The sequence below is a fragment of the Sphingomonas sp. BK069 genome, from assembly GCF_014193405.1.
In the GTDB taxonomy this organism is placed as follows: domain Bacteria; phylum Pseudomonadota; class Alphaproteobacteria; order Sphingomonadales; family Sphingomonadaceae; genus Sphingomonas.
The window spans coordinates 598,392-613,128 of the sequence record NZ_JACHZH010000001.1; the positions used below are offsets into that span (position 1 = coordinate 598,392).

12 protein-coding genes are annotated in these 14,737 nt (G+C 69.8%); 6 read left to right on the forward strand and 6 right to left on the reverse strand.

Annotated features, from left to right (window positions below; all coding sequences use genetic code 11):
- Positions 1 to 63: 63 nt before the first annotated feature.
- Both carB and greA read left to right on the forward strand, forming a co-directional pair.
- Positions 64 to 3,408: a carbamoyl-phosphate synthase large subunit gene (carB, locus tag FHY02_RS03060; protein ID WP_183920330.1), complete on the forward strand. Its 3,345-nt coding sequence runs from the start codon at positions 64 to 66 to the stop codon at positions 3,406 to 3,408.
- A 75-nt stretch (positions 3,409 to 3,483) separates the two neighbouring features.
- Positions 3,484 to 3,960 carry a transcription elongation factor GreA gene (greA, locus tag FHY02_RS03065; protein WP_132907901.1) on the forward strand — a complete coding sequence of 159 codons (477 nt, stop codon included), beginning with the start codon at positions 3,484 to 3,486 and terminating at the stop codon, positions 3,958 to 3,960.
- 175 nt (positions 3,961 to 4,135) lie between these two features.
- Here greA and rsmA read toward each other — a convergent pair whose 3' ends face one another.
- The 4 genes from rsmA to FHY02_RS03085 all read right to left on the reverse strand — a co-directional run bounded on the left by rsmA (position 4,136) and on the right by FHY02_RS03085 (position 9,712).
- Positions 4,136 to 4,969, reverse strand: coding sequence for a 16S rRNA (adenine(1518)-N(6)/adenine(1519)-N(6))-dimethyltransferase RsmA (gene rsmA, locus FHY02_RS03070; protein WP_183920332.1), 834 nt, complete (start codon positions 4,967 to 4,969; stop codon positions 4,136 to 4,138).
- A complete protein-coding gene (pdxA, locus tag FHY02_RS03075; protein WP_221198520.1) occupies positions 4,966 to 5,943 on the reverse strand; it encodes a 4-hydroxythreonine-4-phosphate dehydrogenase PdxA in 978 nt (325 codons plus the stop codon). The genes rsmA and pdxA overlap by 4 nt, the downstream gene beginning before the upstream one ends.
- 34 nt (positions 5,944 to 5,977) lie before the next feature.
- Complete coding sequence (locus FHY02_RS03080) at positions 5,978 to 7,357, reverse strand: peptidylprolyl isomerase (RefSeq protein ID WP_183920336.1); 1,380 nt, start codon at positions 7,355 to 7,357, stop codon at positions 5,978 to 5,980.
- A 111-nt stretch (positions 7,358 to 7,468) separates the two neighbouring features.
- Complete coding sequence (locus FHY02_RS03085; RefSeq protein ID WP_311731763.1) at positions 7,469 to 9,712, reverse strand: LPS assembly protein LptD; 2,244 nt, start codon at positions 9,710 to 9,712, stop codon at positions 7,469 to 7,471.
- Between the two features lie 145 nt (positions 9,713 to 9,857).
- Between FHY02_RS03085 and FHY02_RS03090 the strand changes: the two genes are divergently transcribed.
- The 4 genes from FHY02_RS03090 (at position 9,858) to FHY02_RS03105 (ending at position 12,808) form a co-directional block, all read left to right on the forward strand.
- Positions 9,858 to 11,312 (forward strand): leucyl aminopeptidase, encoded by a 1,455-nt coding sequence (locus tag FHY02_RS03090; protein ID WP_183920339.1) that lies wholly within the window; start codon positions 9,858 to 9,860, stop codon positions 11,310 to 11,312.
- Between the two features lie 32 nt (positions 11,313 to 11,344).
- Positions 11,345 to 11,785, forward strand: coding sequence for a DNA polymerase III subunit chi (locus FHY02_RS03095; RefSeq protein ID WP_183921407.1), 441 nt, complete (start codon positions 11,345 to 11,347; stop codon positions 11,783 to 11,785).
- A gap of 74 nt (positions 11,786 to 11,859) precedes the next feature.
- Positions 11,860 to 12,282: a nucleoside-diphosphate kinase gene (gene ndk / locus FHY02_RS03100; protein ID WP_132907906.1), complete on the forward strand. Its 423-nt coding sequence runs from the start codon at positions 11,860 to 11,862 to the stop codon at positions 12,280 to 12,282.
- Between the two features lies 1 nt (position 12,283).
- Positions 12,284 to 12,808 (forward strand): GNAT family N-acetyltransferase, encoded by a 525-nt coding sequence (locus FHY02_RS03105; protein WP_183920341.1) that lies wholly within the window; start codon positions 12,284 to 12,286, stop codon positions 12,806 to 12,808.
- A 200-nt stretch (positions 12,809 to 13,008) separates the two neighbouring features.
- Here the strand turns inward: FHY02_RS03105 and purN are convergent, their stop codons facing one another.
- Entirely contained in the window at positions 13,009 to 13,590 is a 582-nt protein-coding gene (gene purN, locus FHY02_RS03110) for a phosphoribosylglycinamide formyltransferase (RefSeq protein ID WP_183920342.1), read from the reverse strand.
- The gene (gene purM / locus FHY02_RS03115) at positions 13,587 to 14,678 is read right to left on the reverse strand and encodes a phosphoribosylformylglycinamidine cyclo-ligase (protein WP_183920344.1); all 1,092 of its coding nucleotides are present in this window, start codon (positions 14,676 to 14,678) and stop codon (positions 13,587 to 13,589) included. Before purM ends, purN begins: the two co-directional genes overlap by 4 nt.
- Between the last annotated feature and the right edge of the window lie 59 nt (positions 14,679 to 14,737).

Consider the following 14,737-nt stretch of genomic DNA (forward strand, 5'->3'; position numbering starts at 1 on the left):
ATAGCGGGCGAGCGGCGGTGCCCGTGCCCGAAACAAAGAAGCCTTGAAGGCAGGACCTGACGCATGCCCAAACGCACCGACATCTCCTCGATCCTCGTCATCGGCGCGGGGCCGATCATCATCGGCCAGGCGTGCGAGTTCGACTATTCCGGCACGCAGGCGATCAAGGCGCTCAAGGAAGAGGGCTATCGCATCGTCCTGGTCAACTCGAACCCGGCGACGATCATGACCGATCCCGAGCTCGCCGACGCCACCTACGTCGAGCCGATCACCCCCGAGGTGGTCGCCACGATCATCGCCAAGGAGCGCCCCGACGCGGTGCTCCCGACGATGGGGGGCCAGACCGCGCTCAACACCGCGCTGGCGCTGTTCCGCGACGGCACGCTGGCAAAATACGGCGTCCAGATGATCGGCGCCGACGCCGAGGCGATCGACAAGGCCGAGGACCGGCTCAAGTTCCGCGACGCGATGGACAAGATCGGGCTGGAGAGCGCGCGCAGCCATATCGCGCACAGCGAGGCCGAGGCGCTCGCCGGGCTCGAGAAGGTCGGGCTGCCCGCGATCATCCGCCCCAGCTTCACGCTCGGCGGCACGGGCGGCGGCGTCGCCTACAATCGCGAGGAGTTCCTCGAGATCGTCCGTAAGGGGCTCGACGCCTCACCCACCACCGAGGTGCTGATCGAGGAATCGCTGCTCGGCTGGAAGGAATATGAGATGGAGGTGGTCCGCGACCGCGCGGACAATTGCATCATCATCTGCTCGATCGAGAACATCGATCCGATGGGCGTCCATACTGGCGACTCCATCACCGTCGCGCCGGCGCTGACGCTGACCGACAAGGAATATCAGATCATGCGCAACGCCAGCATCGCGGTGCTGCGCGAGATCGGCGTCGAGACCGGCGGCTCCAACGTCCAGTTCGCGGTCAACCCCAAGGACGGGCGGCTCATCGTCATCGAGATGAACCCGCGCGTGTCGCGCTCCTCGGCGCTGGCGAGCAAGGCGACCGGCTTCCCGATCGCCAAGGTCGCCGCCAAGCTGGCGGTGGGCTACACGCTCGACGAGATCGAGAACGACATCACCGGCGCCACCCCGGCCTCGTTCGAGCCGACGATCGACTATGTCGTCACCAAGATCCCGCGCTTTGCCTTCGAGAAGTTCAAGGGCGCGCAGGCGACGCTCGGCACCGCGATGAAGTCGGTCGGCGAGGTCATGGCGATCGGACGCAACATCCACGAGTCGATGCAGAAGGCGCTGCGGGGGCTGGAGACCGGCCTGTCGGGCTTCGATCAGGTCGAGCGGCTCGTCGGCGCGCCGCGCGCCGAGATCGAGGCCGCGCTCGCCGCGCCGACGCCCGACCGGCTGCTCGTCGCCGCCCAGGCGCTGCGCGAGGGTTTCACCGTCGCGGAGGTGCACGCCATCGCCAAGTACGACCCCTGGTTCCTCGAGCGGATCGCCGAGATCGTCGCCGCCGAGGCCGAGGTCATGGCGAACGGCCTGCCGATCGACGCGCCGGGCATGCGCCGGCTCAAGGCGATGGGCTTCTCCGACAAGCGGCTCGCCTGGCTCGCGCTCCAGTCGGCCAACCTGCGCGGCATGGAGCGCGGCATCGCGCGCGGCTCGGGGCTGATCCACGAGGCCGTCAAGGCGATGACCGGCGGCGTGACCGAGGCGGAGGTGCGCCAGCACCGCATAAAGCTGGGTGTCCGCCCGGTGTTCAAGCGGATCGACACCTGCGCCGCCGAGTTCGACGCCAAGACGCCGTACATGTACTCCACCTACGAGGCGCCGATGTTCGGCGAGCCCCAGAACGAGGCGCAGCCGAGCGACCGGCGCAAGATCGTGATCCTGGGCGGTGGACCGAACCGGATCGGGCAGGGGATCGAATTCGACTATTGCTGCTGCCACGCCTGCTTCGCGCTAGCGGACCAAGGCTATGAGACCATCATGGTCAACTGCAACCCGGAGACGGTGAGCACCGATTATGACACCTCGGACCGGCTCTATTTCGAGCCGCTCACCGCCGAGGACGTGCTCGAGATCCTCCACGTCGAGCAGCAGTCGGGCGAACTGGTCGGCGTGATCGTCCAGTTCGGCGGCCAGACCCCGCTCAACCTCGCGCGCGCGCTGGAGCAGGCGGGCATCCCGATCCTCGGCACCTCGCCCGACGCGATCGACCTCGCCGAGGACCGCGAGCGCTTCGCCGCTCTGGTCAACCGGCTCAAGTTGCTTCAGCCCGCCAACGGCATCGCGCGCAGCCGCGAGGAAGCGCTCAACGTCGCCAACCGCATCGGCTACCCGGTGCTGATGCGGCCGAGCTACGTGCTCGGCGGGCGCGCGATGGAGATCGTCGACAGCGACCAGCAGCTCGAGGACTACATCCAGACCGCGGTGCAGGTGTCCGGCGACGCCCCGGTGCTGATCGACCAATATCTGCGCGACGCGGTCGAGGTCGACGTCGACGCGATCTGCGATGGCGATCAGGTGGTCGTCGCGGGCGTGCTCCAGCATATCGAGGAGGCGGGGGTCCATTCGGGCGACAGCGCCTGCTCGATCCCTCCCTATTCGCTCGCGCCCGAGATCGTCGCCGAGATCGAGCGCCAGGCAGAGGCGTTGGCCAACGGCCTCTCCGTGCGCGGGCTGATGAACATCCAGTTCGCGGTCAAGGACGGGCTGGTCTATCTCATCGAGGTCAACCCGCGCGCCAGCCGCACCGTGCCCTTCGTCGCGAAGGCGATCGGCGCGCCGATCGCCAAGATCGCGGCGCGCGTGATGGCGGGCGAGAAGCTCGCCGATCTGCCCGCGATCGATCGCGACATCGATTATTTCGCGGTGAAAGAAGCGGTGTTCCCGTTCAGCCGCTTCCCCGGGATCGACCCGGTGCTGTCGCCCGAGATGAAGAGCACCGGAGAGGTGATGGGGATCGACCGCGACTTTACCACCGCCTTCGCCAAGTCGCAGCTCGGCGCGGGCACGATACTGCCCAGCGGGGGCGCGGTGTTCGTCAGCGTGAAGCAGGGCGACAAGGAGGCGATCGTCCCAGCGGTGCGCGCGCTGGTCGAGGCCGGCTTCGCCATCGTCGCCACCACTGGCACCGCGGACCACCTCGAGCGCGCGGGGCTGCCGGTGGAGCGGATCAACAAGGTGGCGCAGGGCCGGCCGCACATCGTCGACCGCATCAAGGACGGCAAGATCGACCTGATCTTCAATACCACCGAAGGATGGCAGAGCCTCAAGGACTCGCAGCCGATCCGCGCCTCGGCGGTCAACGGCAAGATACCCTATTTCACTACCGCCTCGGCGGCGGTGCAGGCCGCGGCGGCGATCCGCGCCGGTGTGGCGGGCAATTCCGGGGGCAAGCTTGAAGTGCGTCCGCTGCAGGCCTATTATTCGCAGCCGCACAACTGATCCCCAGACAATCCGGATGGTGCGGGCGGTCGCGACGACGCGGCCGCTCGGGGGGTGTTATTCGAAGGATAGACGATGGCGACGGTCGAGAAGATGCCGATGCTGCAAGAGGGCTATGAGAAGCTGAACGCTGATCTCAAGCGCCTCAAGACCGAGCGGCCGCAGATCGTCGACGCGATCGAGGAAGCCCGCGCCCACGGCGACCTGTCGGAGAACGCGGAATATCATGCCGCCAAGGAGCGCCAGGGCCAGATCGAGGCGTCGATCGCCGACATCGAGGACAAGCTCAGCCGCGCGCAGATCATCGACCCGCGCGACCTGTCGGGCGACAAGATCGTGTTCGGTGCCACGGTCACGCTGATCGACGAGGACGACAAGCCGGTACGCTACCAGATCGTCGGCCAGACCGAGGCCGACGCCAAGACCGGCCGCATCAGCTACAACTCGCCGCTCGGCCGCGCGCTGATCGGGCGCAGCGTCGACGACGAGGTCGAGGTCGCGGTGCCGGCGGGAGACCGTTACTATGTGGTCTCGAAGATCGAGTTCATCTGAGGCACTTCTAGCACTGCTTTGCACTCAACACTGCTCGCCCTCCCTGTTCCCCGGCGAAAGCCGGGGCCTAGATGGGGGACGCCGATGAGTATCACGACAGCCTTCGCGACCGGACCCCGGCTTTCGCCGGGGAACAGCTTTTGTACGAAGGCCGCGATACCTGGCGTGGGCGCCCTCAGCCCAGCCGGCGCGCCACGGCGACGAACTCCGCCACACTGACCGTCTCGGCGCGCCGCGTCGGGTCGATCCCTTCCGCCTCGACCGCGGCGATCGCGCCGGGCACGCCGCGCAGGCTCTGCCGCAGCATCTTGCGCCGCTGCCCGAACGCCGCCGCGGTCAGCCGCTCGAGCGTCTCCAGCCGCACGCCGTCCGGCGCCTCTCCCGGCACGATATGGACAACCGCCGACATTACCTTGGGCGGCGGGGTGAAGGCCGAGCGATGCACCGGCATGGCGATCCGCGCGCTCGCGCGCCACTGCGCGAGCACCGCGAGCCGACCATAAGCGTCGCCGCCGACCGGCGCGACGATCCGCTCCGCCACCTCGCGCTGGAACATCAGCGTCAGCGACTGCCACCACGGTCGCCACTCGGCCGAGAGCCAGCCGACCAGCAGAGCGGTGCCGACGTTGTAGGGCAGGTTGGAGACGATGTGCGGCGCGTTGGTGAACAGCGCGCGCGCGTCGATCGCGGTGGCGTCGCCTTCGATCACCTCGAGCCGCCCCGGAAAGGCCCCGCCCAGCTCAGCCAGCGCTGGGATGCAGCGGCGATCGCGCTCGATCGCGGTGACGCGCGCCCCCGCGGCGAGCAGCGCGCGAGTCAGACCGCCCGGGCCGGGACCGACCTCGAGCACCTCCGCGCCGGCGAGATCGCCGGGAACGCGCGCGATGCGGGCGAGCAGCTGCGAGTCGAACAGGAAGTTCTGCCCCAGCGCCTTGGACGCATTCAGCCCATAGCGCGCGATGACGTCGCGTAGCGGCGGCAGCGTCGCCGGCGCTGGATCGTCACTCACGCCGGTGCTGCGCAGAGCGCGCGCTGGCGGGCCGCGGCGTCTGCCATGGCGATCGCGGCGATCGTCGCGCCGGGGTGTGCCACGCCCGTGCCGGCGATACCGAAGGCGGTGCCGTGATCGGGCGAGGTGCGCACGATCGGCAGCCCCAGCGTGATGTTAACGCCATCGTCGAAGTGGAGCGTCTTGAGCGGCACCAGCGCCTGGTCGTGGTAGCAGCACAGGGCCGCGTCATACTGCTCCCGCGCGCGCGCGTGGAACATCGTGTCGGCGGGGAAGGGGCCGCGCGCGTCGATGCCCTCGGTGACGAGCTGCTCGATCGCCGGGCGGATCACGTCGATCTCCTCGCGCCCCATCGTACCCTCCTCCCCCGCGTGTGGGTTGAAGCCCGCGAAGGCGAGCCGCGGCGCGGCGATCCCGAAGTTGCGCGTCAGCCCGCGCGCGGTCACGCGTGCCTTGGCGACGATCAGCTCGACGCTCAGCAGCCCCGACACGGAGGCGAGCGCGACGTGGGTGGTGATCGGCACCACGCGCAGCCCCGGACCAGCCAGCATCATCACCGCGTTGTCGCGCGCGATGCCGCAGCGCTCGGCGACGAACTCGGTCTGGCCCGGATGCGTGAAGCCGACGCCATAGAGCTGCGACTTGGACACCGGTCCGGTCACCAGGGCGCGGCCGGCGCCCGAGCGTACCAGCCCGGCGGCGAGCTCCAGTGCGTGGAGCGCGCAGCGCGCGCCGTCGGCATCTGGTTGCCCCGGCACGATCTCGCCCGCGTCCTGCACGGTGAGGACGGGCAGGGCCTCGGCGAAGACGCGGTCCACCACGGCAAGGTCGCTCACCGGCGCGATCGGTCCGTCCCATACGCGTGCCACCGCTCGCCCGTCGCCGACCGCGACGAACGGCGGCAGCGCGCGGGCCTTGCGTTCCATCCACGCCTTGGCGATCGTCTCCGGCCCGATCCCCGCGGGATCCCCCATCGAGATGACGATCGGCTGGGTCACGCGGCGGCCCTCAGCGATACTCGATCACCGCGTCGCGGCGCAGATCGCGGAGTGCCTGCTGTGCGCGCAGGTTGACGCGCTGCTGCTCGAGCTGGTTCTGCACCTGCTGCGCGCCGGGCAGCTGCCCGCCCTGCGCCTCGTCGCGCCCGCACAGCACCAGCGTGCGCACGCCCTCGGTCGGCGAACCGAACGGTGGGGTGGCCTGACCGACCTGAAGGTTGACCATGATGTTCTGCAGCTGCGGCGGCAGGTCGCGGATGCGGATCGCGTCGTTGTTGACCACCTCAGCGTTGAGGGTCGCGGCGACCTTGTCGACCGAGCCGCAGCCCTGCAGCTTCTGGATCGCCTCGGCGAAGGCGGAGGTGCGCGCGGTCGCCTGCGCCTGGGTGGTGCCGCTGGGAAACTTGATCGTCAGCTGCTTCAGGCTGAGCCGCGAGTCGCGCGGATCGGCGCTGCCGACGCGACGCTTGTCGACAAGGTAGAGGATCGAGAAGCCGCCGGGCGTGGCCACCGGACCGGCGACCTGACCGACCTGCATCGTCGTCGCGGTCTGAGCCAGCGCATCGGGCAGCTGCGCGGCGCGCACCCAGCCGAGATCGCCGCCGACGCCGCGGGTCGAGGCCTCGGAGAAGTTGCGCGCGAAATAAGCGAAGGGTGCCTTGCCTTGGCCGATCTCGGCGATCAGCTGGCGCGCGTTGGTGAACACCTGCTCCTGCCGGTCGGGCGTCGCGCCGAGATAGATCTCGTTGAGGTGGAACTCTTCCGTGCCCTTGGCCGCCTCGAGCCGGTCAAGGATCGCCTTCACCTCCTCGTCACCGACGTTGACGAACGGCTCGACCCGCTTGCTGAGATAGCGGCTCCACGCCAGCTCGCCCTCGATCTGGCGGCGGATCGAGCGGTCGGACGAGCCGTTCTCGCGGAGGAAGGCGGCGAACTGCTCGGGGGTCTTGCCGAAGTTGCGGGCGACGCGGGCGAAGCTCTGGTCGATCTGGTCCTTGGTGATGGTGACGTCGGCGGTCTTGGCCTGCTGGATCTCCAGCGTCTCGTCGATCAGCTGGCGCAACACCTGGAGCTGGAGCCGGTCGCGCTCCTGATCGGACAGTTTGACGTTGTTGGCGGCGGCGATAAGCGCGACGCGCTGGTCGACGTCGGTGCGCGTGATCACCGCCTCGTTAACGATCGCGGTCGCCTTGCGGACGTTGGGGTCGACGTTGCCGAACACCTGAAGGTTGGCGGGCAGGCCGAGCCCGGTCGGGTCGACGCCCTGCGCCTCCTGCTCGGCGCCGTCCTGGTCCGCGGCGGTCTGCGCGATCGCCACGCCGGCCGTCCCCACCATCAGCAGCGCCGCCAGCAACCGGCGGGTCAGCGTCGCGCGCCTCGTCTTGATCATCACGTTTGTCTCGAAATCCCTATCGCGTCGCCGCACGTCGATCGCGTCCACCACGGCTCCCGGACAAGGGCCGCAGCGGCCGTTCCTGCCCGGAGCGAACTGAACAGGGGCTTAGCGGCCGAGGTTCTTGAAGGAAAGCGTCAACAGGTAACTGTCGCCGCGACGGGCATCGCCGACGGTGCGATAGTCGCGCTTCCACGTCAGGCCCAGTTCGAGACAATCGTCCTGATAGGCCACGCCGAGCCGGTGGCGGATCGGGGTAAAGCCGTCGGCCTGCGACAGCGGGTCCTCGGCGCGGTCGGTGAGGTCGACCACCGCGGAGCCCCACAGCGACCAGAAGCGCGCGAACGCGACGCGCCCGCCGGCGCGGACTTCCTCACGGTCCTGCAGATCCTCCAGCTCGGTGATGTCGCGGTTCAGGCGGAGATAGCCGACGCTGGCGTAGGTGCGGCGCGAGCCCACCGTGGCGTCGAGCTCGTTGCGGCGCACCGCGAACTTGTCCTTGTCGAGCCGGTAGCGGTGCGTGAGCGTGACGAACTCGCCGATCCGCACGTTGGTGCGGCCGACGATGTCGGAGAAGCGGTCCGACAGGCCGGTGCCATCGGGGAGGATGCTCGGTCGCGAGTTGAGGCGATAGCTCTGCCCGACGTTGGTGGTGATCGCGACGCCGGGCAGGTCGAGCGACCAGTCCGCGCCGTAGGTCACGCGGCTCGAATCCTCCCACCGGTCGTAGCCGGGGAAGCGGTTGAGCGCGAAGAGGTTGGAATCCTCGAGATCGACCGCGCGCGCGTCCTCGTTGGGCACCTGGATGTTGCGCGTGCGCGGCGTGGCGACGACCTGGACCCGCGGCGAGAAGCGCTGCAACCCGCCGAACAGCTCGCCGACGAAGGGCCAGCGCACGTCCGCCGCGAGCGCACCGATCGCGCGCGTCTGGAAACCCTCGATGCCGCGATACTGGTCGACCGCGGTGGCGACGGTGTCGTCCGAGTTATAGGCGTCGCCGCGGGCATAAGCGGTCAGCGTGACTTCCTGGCCCGCGACGGTGACGCCACGCCAGTCCCAGCGCGCGCTGGCGAAGGCGCGCTGCGTATCCTGGCCTGCCTTGCGCCCGACCGCGAGCGTGTTGAACTGGAGCTGGAGCACGCCGCCGAGCGGCGCGTCGGTGATGCGGCGGCGATAGTCCAGCTCGGGCAGCGCCACCGGTTGCATGCCCTGGCGGTCGCCGACCCGCAGCGTCTGCACCGCCCAGCCGGCGAGCGAGAAATAGCTGTCGGTGTCGATCCGCTCGAGCGCGATCGTGGTGCGCAGCCGGTCGTCGTTGGAGATGTCGTAGCGGCGCAGAAAGGTGCGGTCGGTCACGATCCGCATCGAGCCCGAGATGCTCCAGTTGGGATCGAGCTGGAAGCGTCCACTGCCGTCGAGATAGCCGCGGAAGGCGCGAGTCGTGTCCGAGACGAAGCCGCTCGAGAGGTCGTCGCTGCGCCGGCTGCTGGTGGCATAGCCCGCGATCGAATAGGCGCCGAGCTCGTTGACCGCGCTGTAGCGCGCCTCGAGCATCGGCACCTCGGAGGAGAAGAGGTGCGGCGCGATGACGAGCGAGCGGCTGGGGCCGAGCGCGAAGTTGAACGGCAGCACCAGCTCGGCGCCGTTGAGGCGGGTCAGACCGATTGAGGGCGTGAGCAGGCCACTGTCGTTGCTCTGCGCGATCGAGTGGCTGAAGCGCGGCAGCGAGGGGCTGGTCAGGCCGAAGAGGTGGAAGCGCGCGCCCTCGTATGAGACGCGCTGCCGGTCGGCGTCATAGGTCACCTTGACGGCGGTGATCTTCCACGCGGGTTCCTTGGGGCAGCCGTCCGAATCGGTCACCGCGCAGGGAGAATAGACGGCGTGGTCCAGATTGTAGATGCCGCTTGGCTCGCGCGTCCCGCGCACCGCGGCGAGCCGGCCGCCCTGTTCGAGCACCACCAGCAGGTTGTCGACCATGCCGTCGCGCAGCGTGTCGGTCAGCTCGATCGAATCGCCGTAGGCGATGTCGCCCTCGGGATCGGTCACCGCGACATTGCCGGTCGCCACCACCTTGCCGGTCTTGCGATTCCATACCACCCGCTCGGCGCGCAGCCGGTCGGCGCCGCGCGTCATCCGTACCTCGCCGGTGGCGGTGACGATGTCGGCCCCGGTGTCATATTCGAGCGCGGCGGCGCTGAACTGGACCTGCTCTGTCTCGGTCGCCGCGGCCGGGGCGGGGGTTGAGGCGGCGGGCATCGCCGGCGCGACCGGTGCGCCGGGTGCCTGCGCCGCGGCCGGGACAGCGGCGAGCAGCCACAGCGCGCCGCCGGCGAGAAGATCGTTACGCGTCACGTCGCTTCCGTTGCACCCCCGCGCGCGCGGCCGGGATGGCGACGGCGCAACGCCGCCCTATCGCATCGCACAGGCGCGGCTGCAACGCTTTGCCAGTTCACGCGCTCGGCCCTATTCAACGCGCATGATCGAGAAGGACAGTCGCATGAAGATCGCGTTCGCCGCCACCCGCCCCGACACCGCCTCCACCGCGGGCGAGGTGCTGGCGCTGCCGGTACAGAAGGGCGGCGGCACCGCCGGGCTGGTCGAGGGCGCCGACGCGCTGCTCGCCGCGGCGGCCGCGGGGCAGCGGTTCGACGGCGAGGCGGGCGGCGTCGCCGAGCTGTTCGTCCCTGCCGAGGGCGGCGGGCGACGCGTGCTGCTGCTCGGGGTCGGCGCGGGTGACGATGCCGCTTATGAGCGCGCCGGCGGCGCCCTGACCGCGCGGCTGCTCACTAGCGGCGTCACCGCCGCGGTGGCCGACCTTAGCGCCGCGGCGCCGCTGGCGGCGGCGCGCTTCGCGGCGGGTGCGGCGCAGCGCGCCTGGCGCTTCGACGAATATCGCACCAAGCTCGCCGACAAGCAGAAGCCCAGCCTGGCCTCGCTCACCGTGGTGGGTAGCGACGCGGCGTGGCGCGACCGCGCCGCGGTGACCGACGGCGTCGCGCTCGCCCGCCTGCTCGCCACGCTGCCGCCCAACATCCTCTACCCCGAGACGTTCGTCGAGCGCGTGCTCGCCGCGGTGGACGGACTGGGGCTGGAGACGACGGTGCTGACCGAGGCGGAGATGAGCGAGCTCGGCATGGGCGCGCTGCTCGGCGTCAGCCAGGGCTCGCGTCGCGACGCACGCATCCTCGCGCTGCGCTGGACCGGCGCGGGCGGGGGCGCGCCGCTCACCGCGCTCGTCGGCAAGGGGGTGACGTTCGACACCGGCGGCATCTCGATCAAGCCGGCGGCGGGGATGGAGGACATGAAGTGGGACATGGGGGGCGCCGCGGCGGTGGCGGGCGCGATGCTCGCGCTGGCCAAGCGCGGCGCCAAGGCCAATGTCATCGGCGTGATGGGGCTGGTCGAGAACATGCCCGACGGCAACGCGCAGCGACCGGGCGATGTCGTCACCACCATGTCGGGTCAGACCGTAGAGGTGATCAACACCGACGCGGAAGGGCGGCTGGTGCTGTGCGACTGCCTCACCTGGGTGCAGCGCGAGCACAAGCCGACGCGGATCGTCGACCTCGCGACGCTGACCGGCGCGATGATCGTCAGCCTCGGCAACGAATATGGCGGTCTCTTCAGCAACGACGATGCGCTGGCCGACGCGCTGCTCGCCGCCGGGCGTGCCTCGGGCGATCAGCTCTGGCGCTTCCCGCTCGCGGACGCCTACGACCGGCTGATCGACTCGCCGATCGCGGACGTGAAGAACGTCGGCCCGCGCGGCGCCGGCTCGATCACCGCGGCGCAGTTCCTCCAGCGCTTCGTCGACGCGGGCGTCGCCTGGGCGCATCTCGACATCGCTGGCATGGTCTGGGCCGACAAGGACGGGCCGACCTGGGCCAAGGGCGCGACCGGCTATGGCGTGCGCGTGCTCGACCGCTTCGTCGCGGACGCCTGTGAGGCGTGAGCGCGGTGGCGGGCGGCCCGAGCGAGCGGACGGTGCAGGTGGACTTCTACCACCTGACCCGCATGCCGCTCGAGCGCGCGCTGCCGCAGGTGGCGGAGAAAGTGGTGGCGAACGGCGCGCGGCTGCTGATCGTCGCCGCCGAGGAGGAGCAGCGGTTGGCGCTCGACCGGCTGCTGTGGAGCTACACGCCCGTCAGCTTCCTGCCGCACGCGCGGTTGGGCGAAGGTGACGATCAGCGCCAGCCGGTGCTGATTGCGGAGTCGCTCGATGCCGCCAACGGCGCGCGCCACGTCGCACTGGTGGACGGCGCGTGGCGCGACGACGCGCTCGACTTCGACCGCGTGTTCCACTTCTTCGCCGAGGATCAGATCGCGCCCGCGCGCGCGGCCTGGAAAGCGCTGGCGGAGCGTCCCGGTGTGGCGCGGCGCTATTGGAAACAGAACGAGAGCGGGCGCTGGGAGCAGGCGGCGTAGCGCTTGCCTCGCGCCGCGCCCCCGCCTAGGGGAGCGCCACTTCCCTTATCTAAAAGCAGGAGCCCGTGACCGTCATGGCCGCGAACCGTACCTTCTCGATCATCAAGCCCGACGCGACGCGTCGCAACCTGACCGGCGCCGTCACCAAGATGCTGGAGGAAGCGGGGCTCCGCGTCGTCGCGTCCAAGCGCATCCAGATGACCAAGGAGCAGGCCGAGGGCTTCTACGCCGTCCATAAGGAGCGGCCGTTCTTCGGTGACCTGGTCAGCTTCATGATCTCGGGTCCGGTGGTCGTCCAGGTGCTCGAGGGCGAGAACGCGGTGCAGCGCAACCGCGACATCATGGGCGCGACCAACCCCGAGAACGCCGCCCCGGGCACGATCCGCAAGGAGCTGGCGGAGTCGATCGAGGCGAACTCGGTACATGGTTCGGACTCGGACGAGAATGCCGCGATCGAGATCGCGTACTTCTTCAAGCCCGAAGAGATCGTCGGCTGAGATGACGGTGCCGGCGTGGCGACTGCGTCGCGCCAGCGCCGTGGACTCGGACGCGCTCGCGCTGGTCGCGGGCGCGACCTTCCTCGAGGCGTTCGCGGGCGTGCTCGACGGCGCCGACATCGTCGCCCACGTCGGGCGCAACAGCAGTGCGGCGGCGTTCGCGCGCTATCTGGTCGAGGGCGGGATCGCGACGCTGGCCGAGGTCGAGCCGGGCGCCGCGCCGGTGGGCTACACGTTGCTCACCGAACCCGACCTGCCAGTGGTGCCGAAGCCGGGTGATATCGAGCTCAAGCGAATCTACGCGCTGGCACCGTTTCACGGCACTGGATTGGGCGCGGCACTGATCGCGCGTGCGCTCGACGACGCGCGCAAAGCGGGACGCGGCCGTGTGCTGCTCGGCGTGTACGGCGGCAACCGGCGCGCGCATCGCTTCTACGAGAAGCACGGTTTCGCAGTGATAGGCGAACGGCGTTTCCTCGTCGGCGCGACCTGGCACGACGATCGCGTCTACGGGCGGGCGGTGTAGAGCGCGTTTCTCCCTACACAACGCCGTGATCGCTGGCGTCACCCCTTTCATGGCGTCATCCTGAACTTGTCTCAGGATCCACCGTATCGCGAACACCTCCGCACCTGGGCGTTCGGACGGGTGATCCCGAGACAAGCTCAGGATGACGCCAGAGGGGAGAGATGGTCGTTATCTCTCGCGGACGATCGCACCCACGCCGCTCAATCCTCGCGCCACGCTCCCCCGCGTACGAAGCGCGCCAGCACCTCGGGGTAGAGCCGGTGCTCCGCTGCCAGCACCCGTTCGGCGAGCGTATCGGGCGTGTCGCCAGGCTCGATCGGCACCTCCGCCTGTCCGAGCACCGCGCCGCCGTCGAGTTCCTCGGTGACGACGTGGACCGAGCAGCCGGCGACCGCGTCGCCCGCCGCGATCGCGCGCGCGTGCGTGTCGAGCCCCTTGTACTTGGGCAGCAGTGAGGGATGGATGTTGATGACCCTCCCGCGCCAGCGCGCGACGAACGCGTCGGACAGCAGGCGCATATAACCGGCCAGCGCGATCACCTCGACGCCCGCCTCGCGCAGCGCCGCGTCGAGCACCGCCTCATAGGCGGGCTTGCCGATCCCGCGCGGCGACAGCACGAAGGTTGCCAGCCCCTGCTCGCGCGCCCAGGCAACCCCCGCCGCCTCGGGCTTGTCCGAGGCGACCAGCCCGATCATGTAAGCGTCGCCGGCCGCTGCCGCGAGCGAGCGCATGTTCGATCCGCGGCCCGACACCAGCACCGCTACCCGCACCGGCATGCTCATGCGCGGTGGGTCGCGGTCCAGTCGGCGCGCGCGCTCCACGTTTCGATCGAGCCCGAGACGGTGCAGCCGCGCTCGCCCGCCTCGATCCGCCCGATCGCATGGACCGTCTCGCCCGCGTCGCGGAGCGCCGCGGCGACCGCGTCCGCCTGATCTGCCGCGACCACCACCGCCATGCCGATGCCGCAGTTGAAGGTGCGCGCCATCTCCTCCGGCTCGATCGCACCCTGCGCCTGGAGGAAGGCCATCAGCCGCGGCTGCTCCCAGGCGGCGGCGTCGACCATCGCGTGCGTGCCGGCGGGCAGCACGCGCGGGATGTTCTCGAGCAGCCCACCGCCGGTGATATGCGCGAGGCCCTTGACCCGGTGTGCGCGCAGCAGCGGCAGCAGGCTCGCGACATAGATACGGGTCGGGACCATCAGGTGATCGACCAGCAGCTTGTCGGGATCGAACAAAGCCGGTCGGTCGAGCTTCCACGCCTTGTCGGCGGCGAGGCGGCGTACCAGCGAGAAGCCGTTGGAGTGGACGCCCGAGGAAGCGAGCCCGAGGATGACGTCGCCCGGCGCGATCGTCGTGCCGGTGAGCACGTCGCCGCGCTCGACCGCGCCGACGCAGAAGCCGGCGAGATCATAGTCGCCCTCGCCGTACATGCCCGGCATCTCCGCGGTCTCGCCGCCGATCAGCGCGCAGCCGGCGATGCGGCAGCCCTCCGCGATCGAGGCGACGACTCGCTCCGCGACCGCGGTATCGAGTCGGCCTGTCGCGTAATAGTCGAGGAAGAACAGCGGCTCGGCACCCTGAACGATCAGGTCGTTGGCGCACATCGCCACCAGGTCGATGCCGACGCCCTCGTGCCGCTGCCACTCGATCGCGAGCTTCAGCTTGGTGCCGACCCCGTCATTTGCGGCGACCAGCAGCGGATCGGTGAAGCCCGCCGCGCGCAGGTCGAAGAAGCCGCCGAAGCCGCCCAGGTCGGCGTCGGCGCCGGCACGTCGCGTCGCGCGGGCCAGCGGCGCGATGGCGCGGACCAGCGCGTTGCCGGCGGCGATCGAGACCCCGGCCTGCTCGTAGGTGTAACCTTCGTTGCTCATGGCGACGCGCCTAGCCACATCGCGCTTGGATTTCCACGCCTGCTTCGCCAAAAGACGCG

What these genes read in the sequence shown, in the direction of transcription:
- carB (WP_183920330.1), top strand. Translation starts at nt 64, where the DNA reads ATGCCCAAACGCACCGACATCTCCTCGATCCTCGTCATCGGCGCGGGG.
- greA (WP_132907901.1), top strand. Translation starts at nt 3,484, where the DNA reads ATGGCGACGGTCGAGAAGATGCCGATGCTGCAAGAGGGCTATGAGAAG.
- pdxA (WP_221198520.1), bottom strand. Translation starts at nt 5,943, where the DNA reads ATGGGGGATCCCGCGGGGATCGGGCCGGAGACGATCGCCAAGGCGTGG.
- FHY02_RS03080 (WP_183920336.1), bottom strand. Translation starts at nt 7,357, where the DNA reads ATGATCAAGACGAGGCGCGCGACGCTGACCCGCCGGTTGCTGGCGGCG.
- FHY02_RS03090 (WP_183920339.1), top strand. Translation starts at nt 9,858, where the DNA reads ATGAAGATCGCGTTCGCCGCCACCCGCCCCGACACCGCCTCCACCGCG.
- ndk (WP_132907906.1), top strand. Translation starts at nt 11,860, where the DNA reads ATGGCCGCGAACCGTACCTTCTCGATCATCAAGCCCGACGCGACGCGT.
- FHY02_RS03105 (WP_183920341.1), top strand. Translation starts at nt 12,284, where the DNA reads ATGACGGTGCCGGCGTGGCGACTGCGTCGCGCCAGCGCCGTGGACTCG.
- purN (WP_183920342.1), bottom strand. Translation starts at nt 13,590, where the DNA reads ATGAGCATGCCGGTGCGGGTAGCGGTGCTGGTGTCGGGCCGCGGATCG.
- purM (WP_183920344.1), bottom strand. Translation starts at nt 14,678, where the DNA reads ATGAGCAACGAAGGTTACACCTACGAGCAGGCCGGGGTCTCGATCGCC.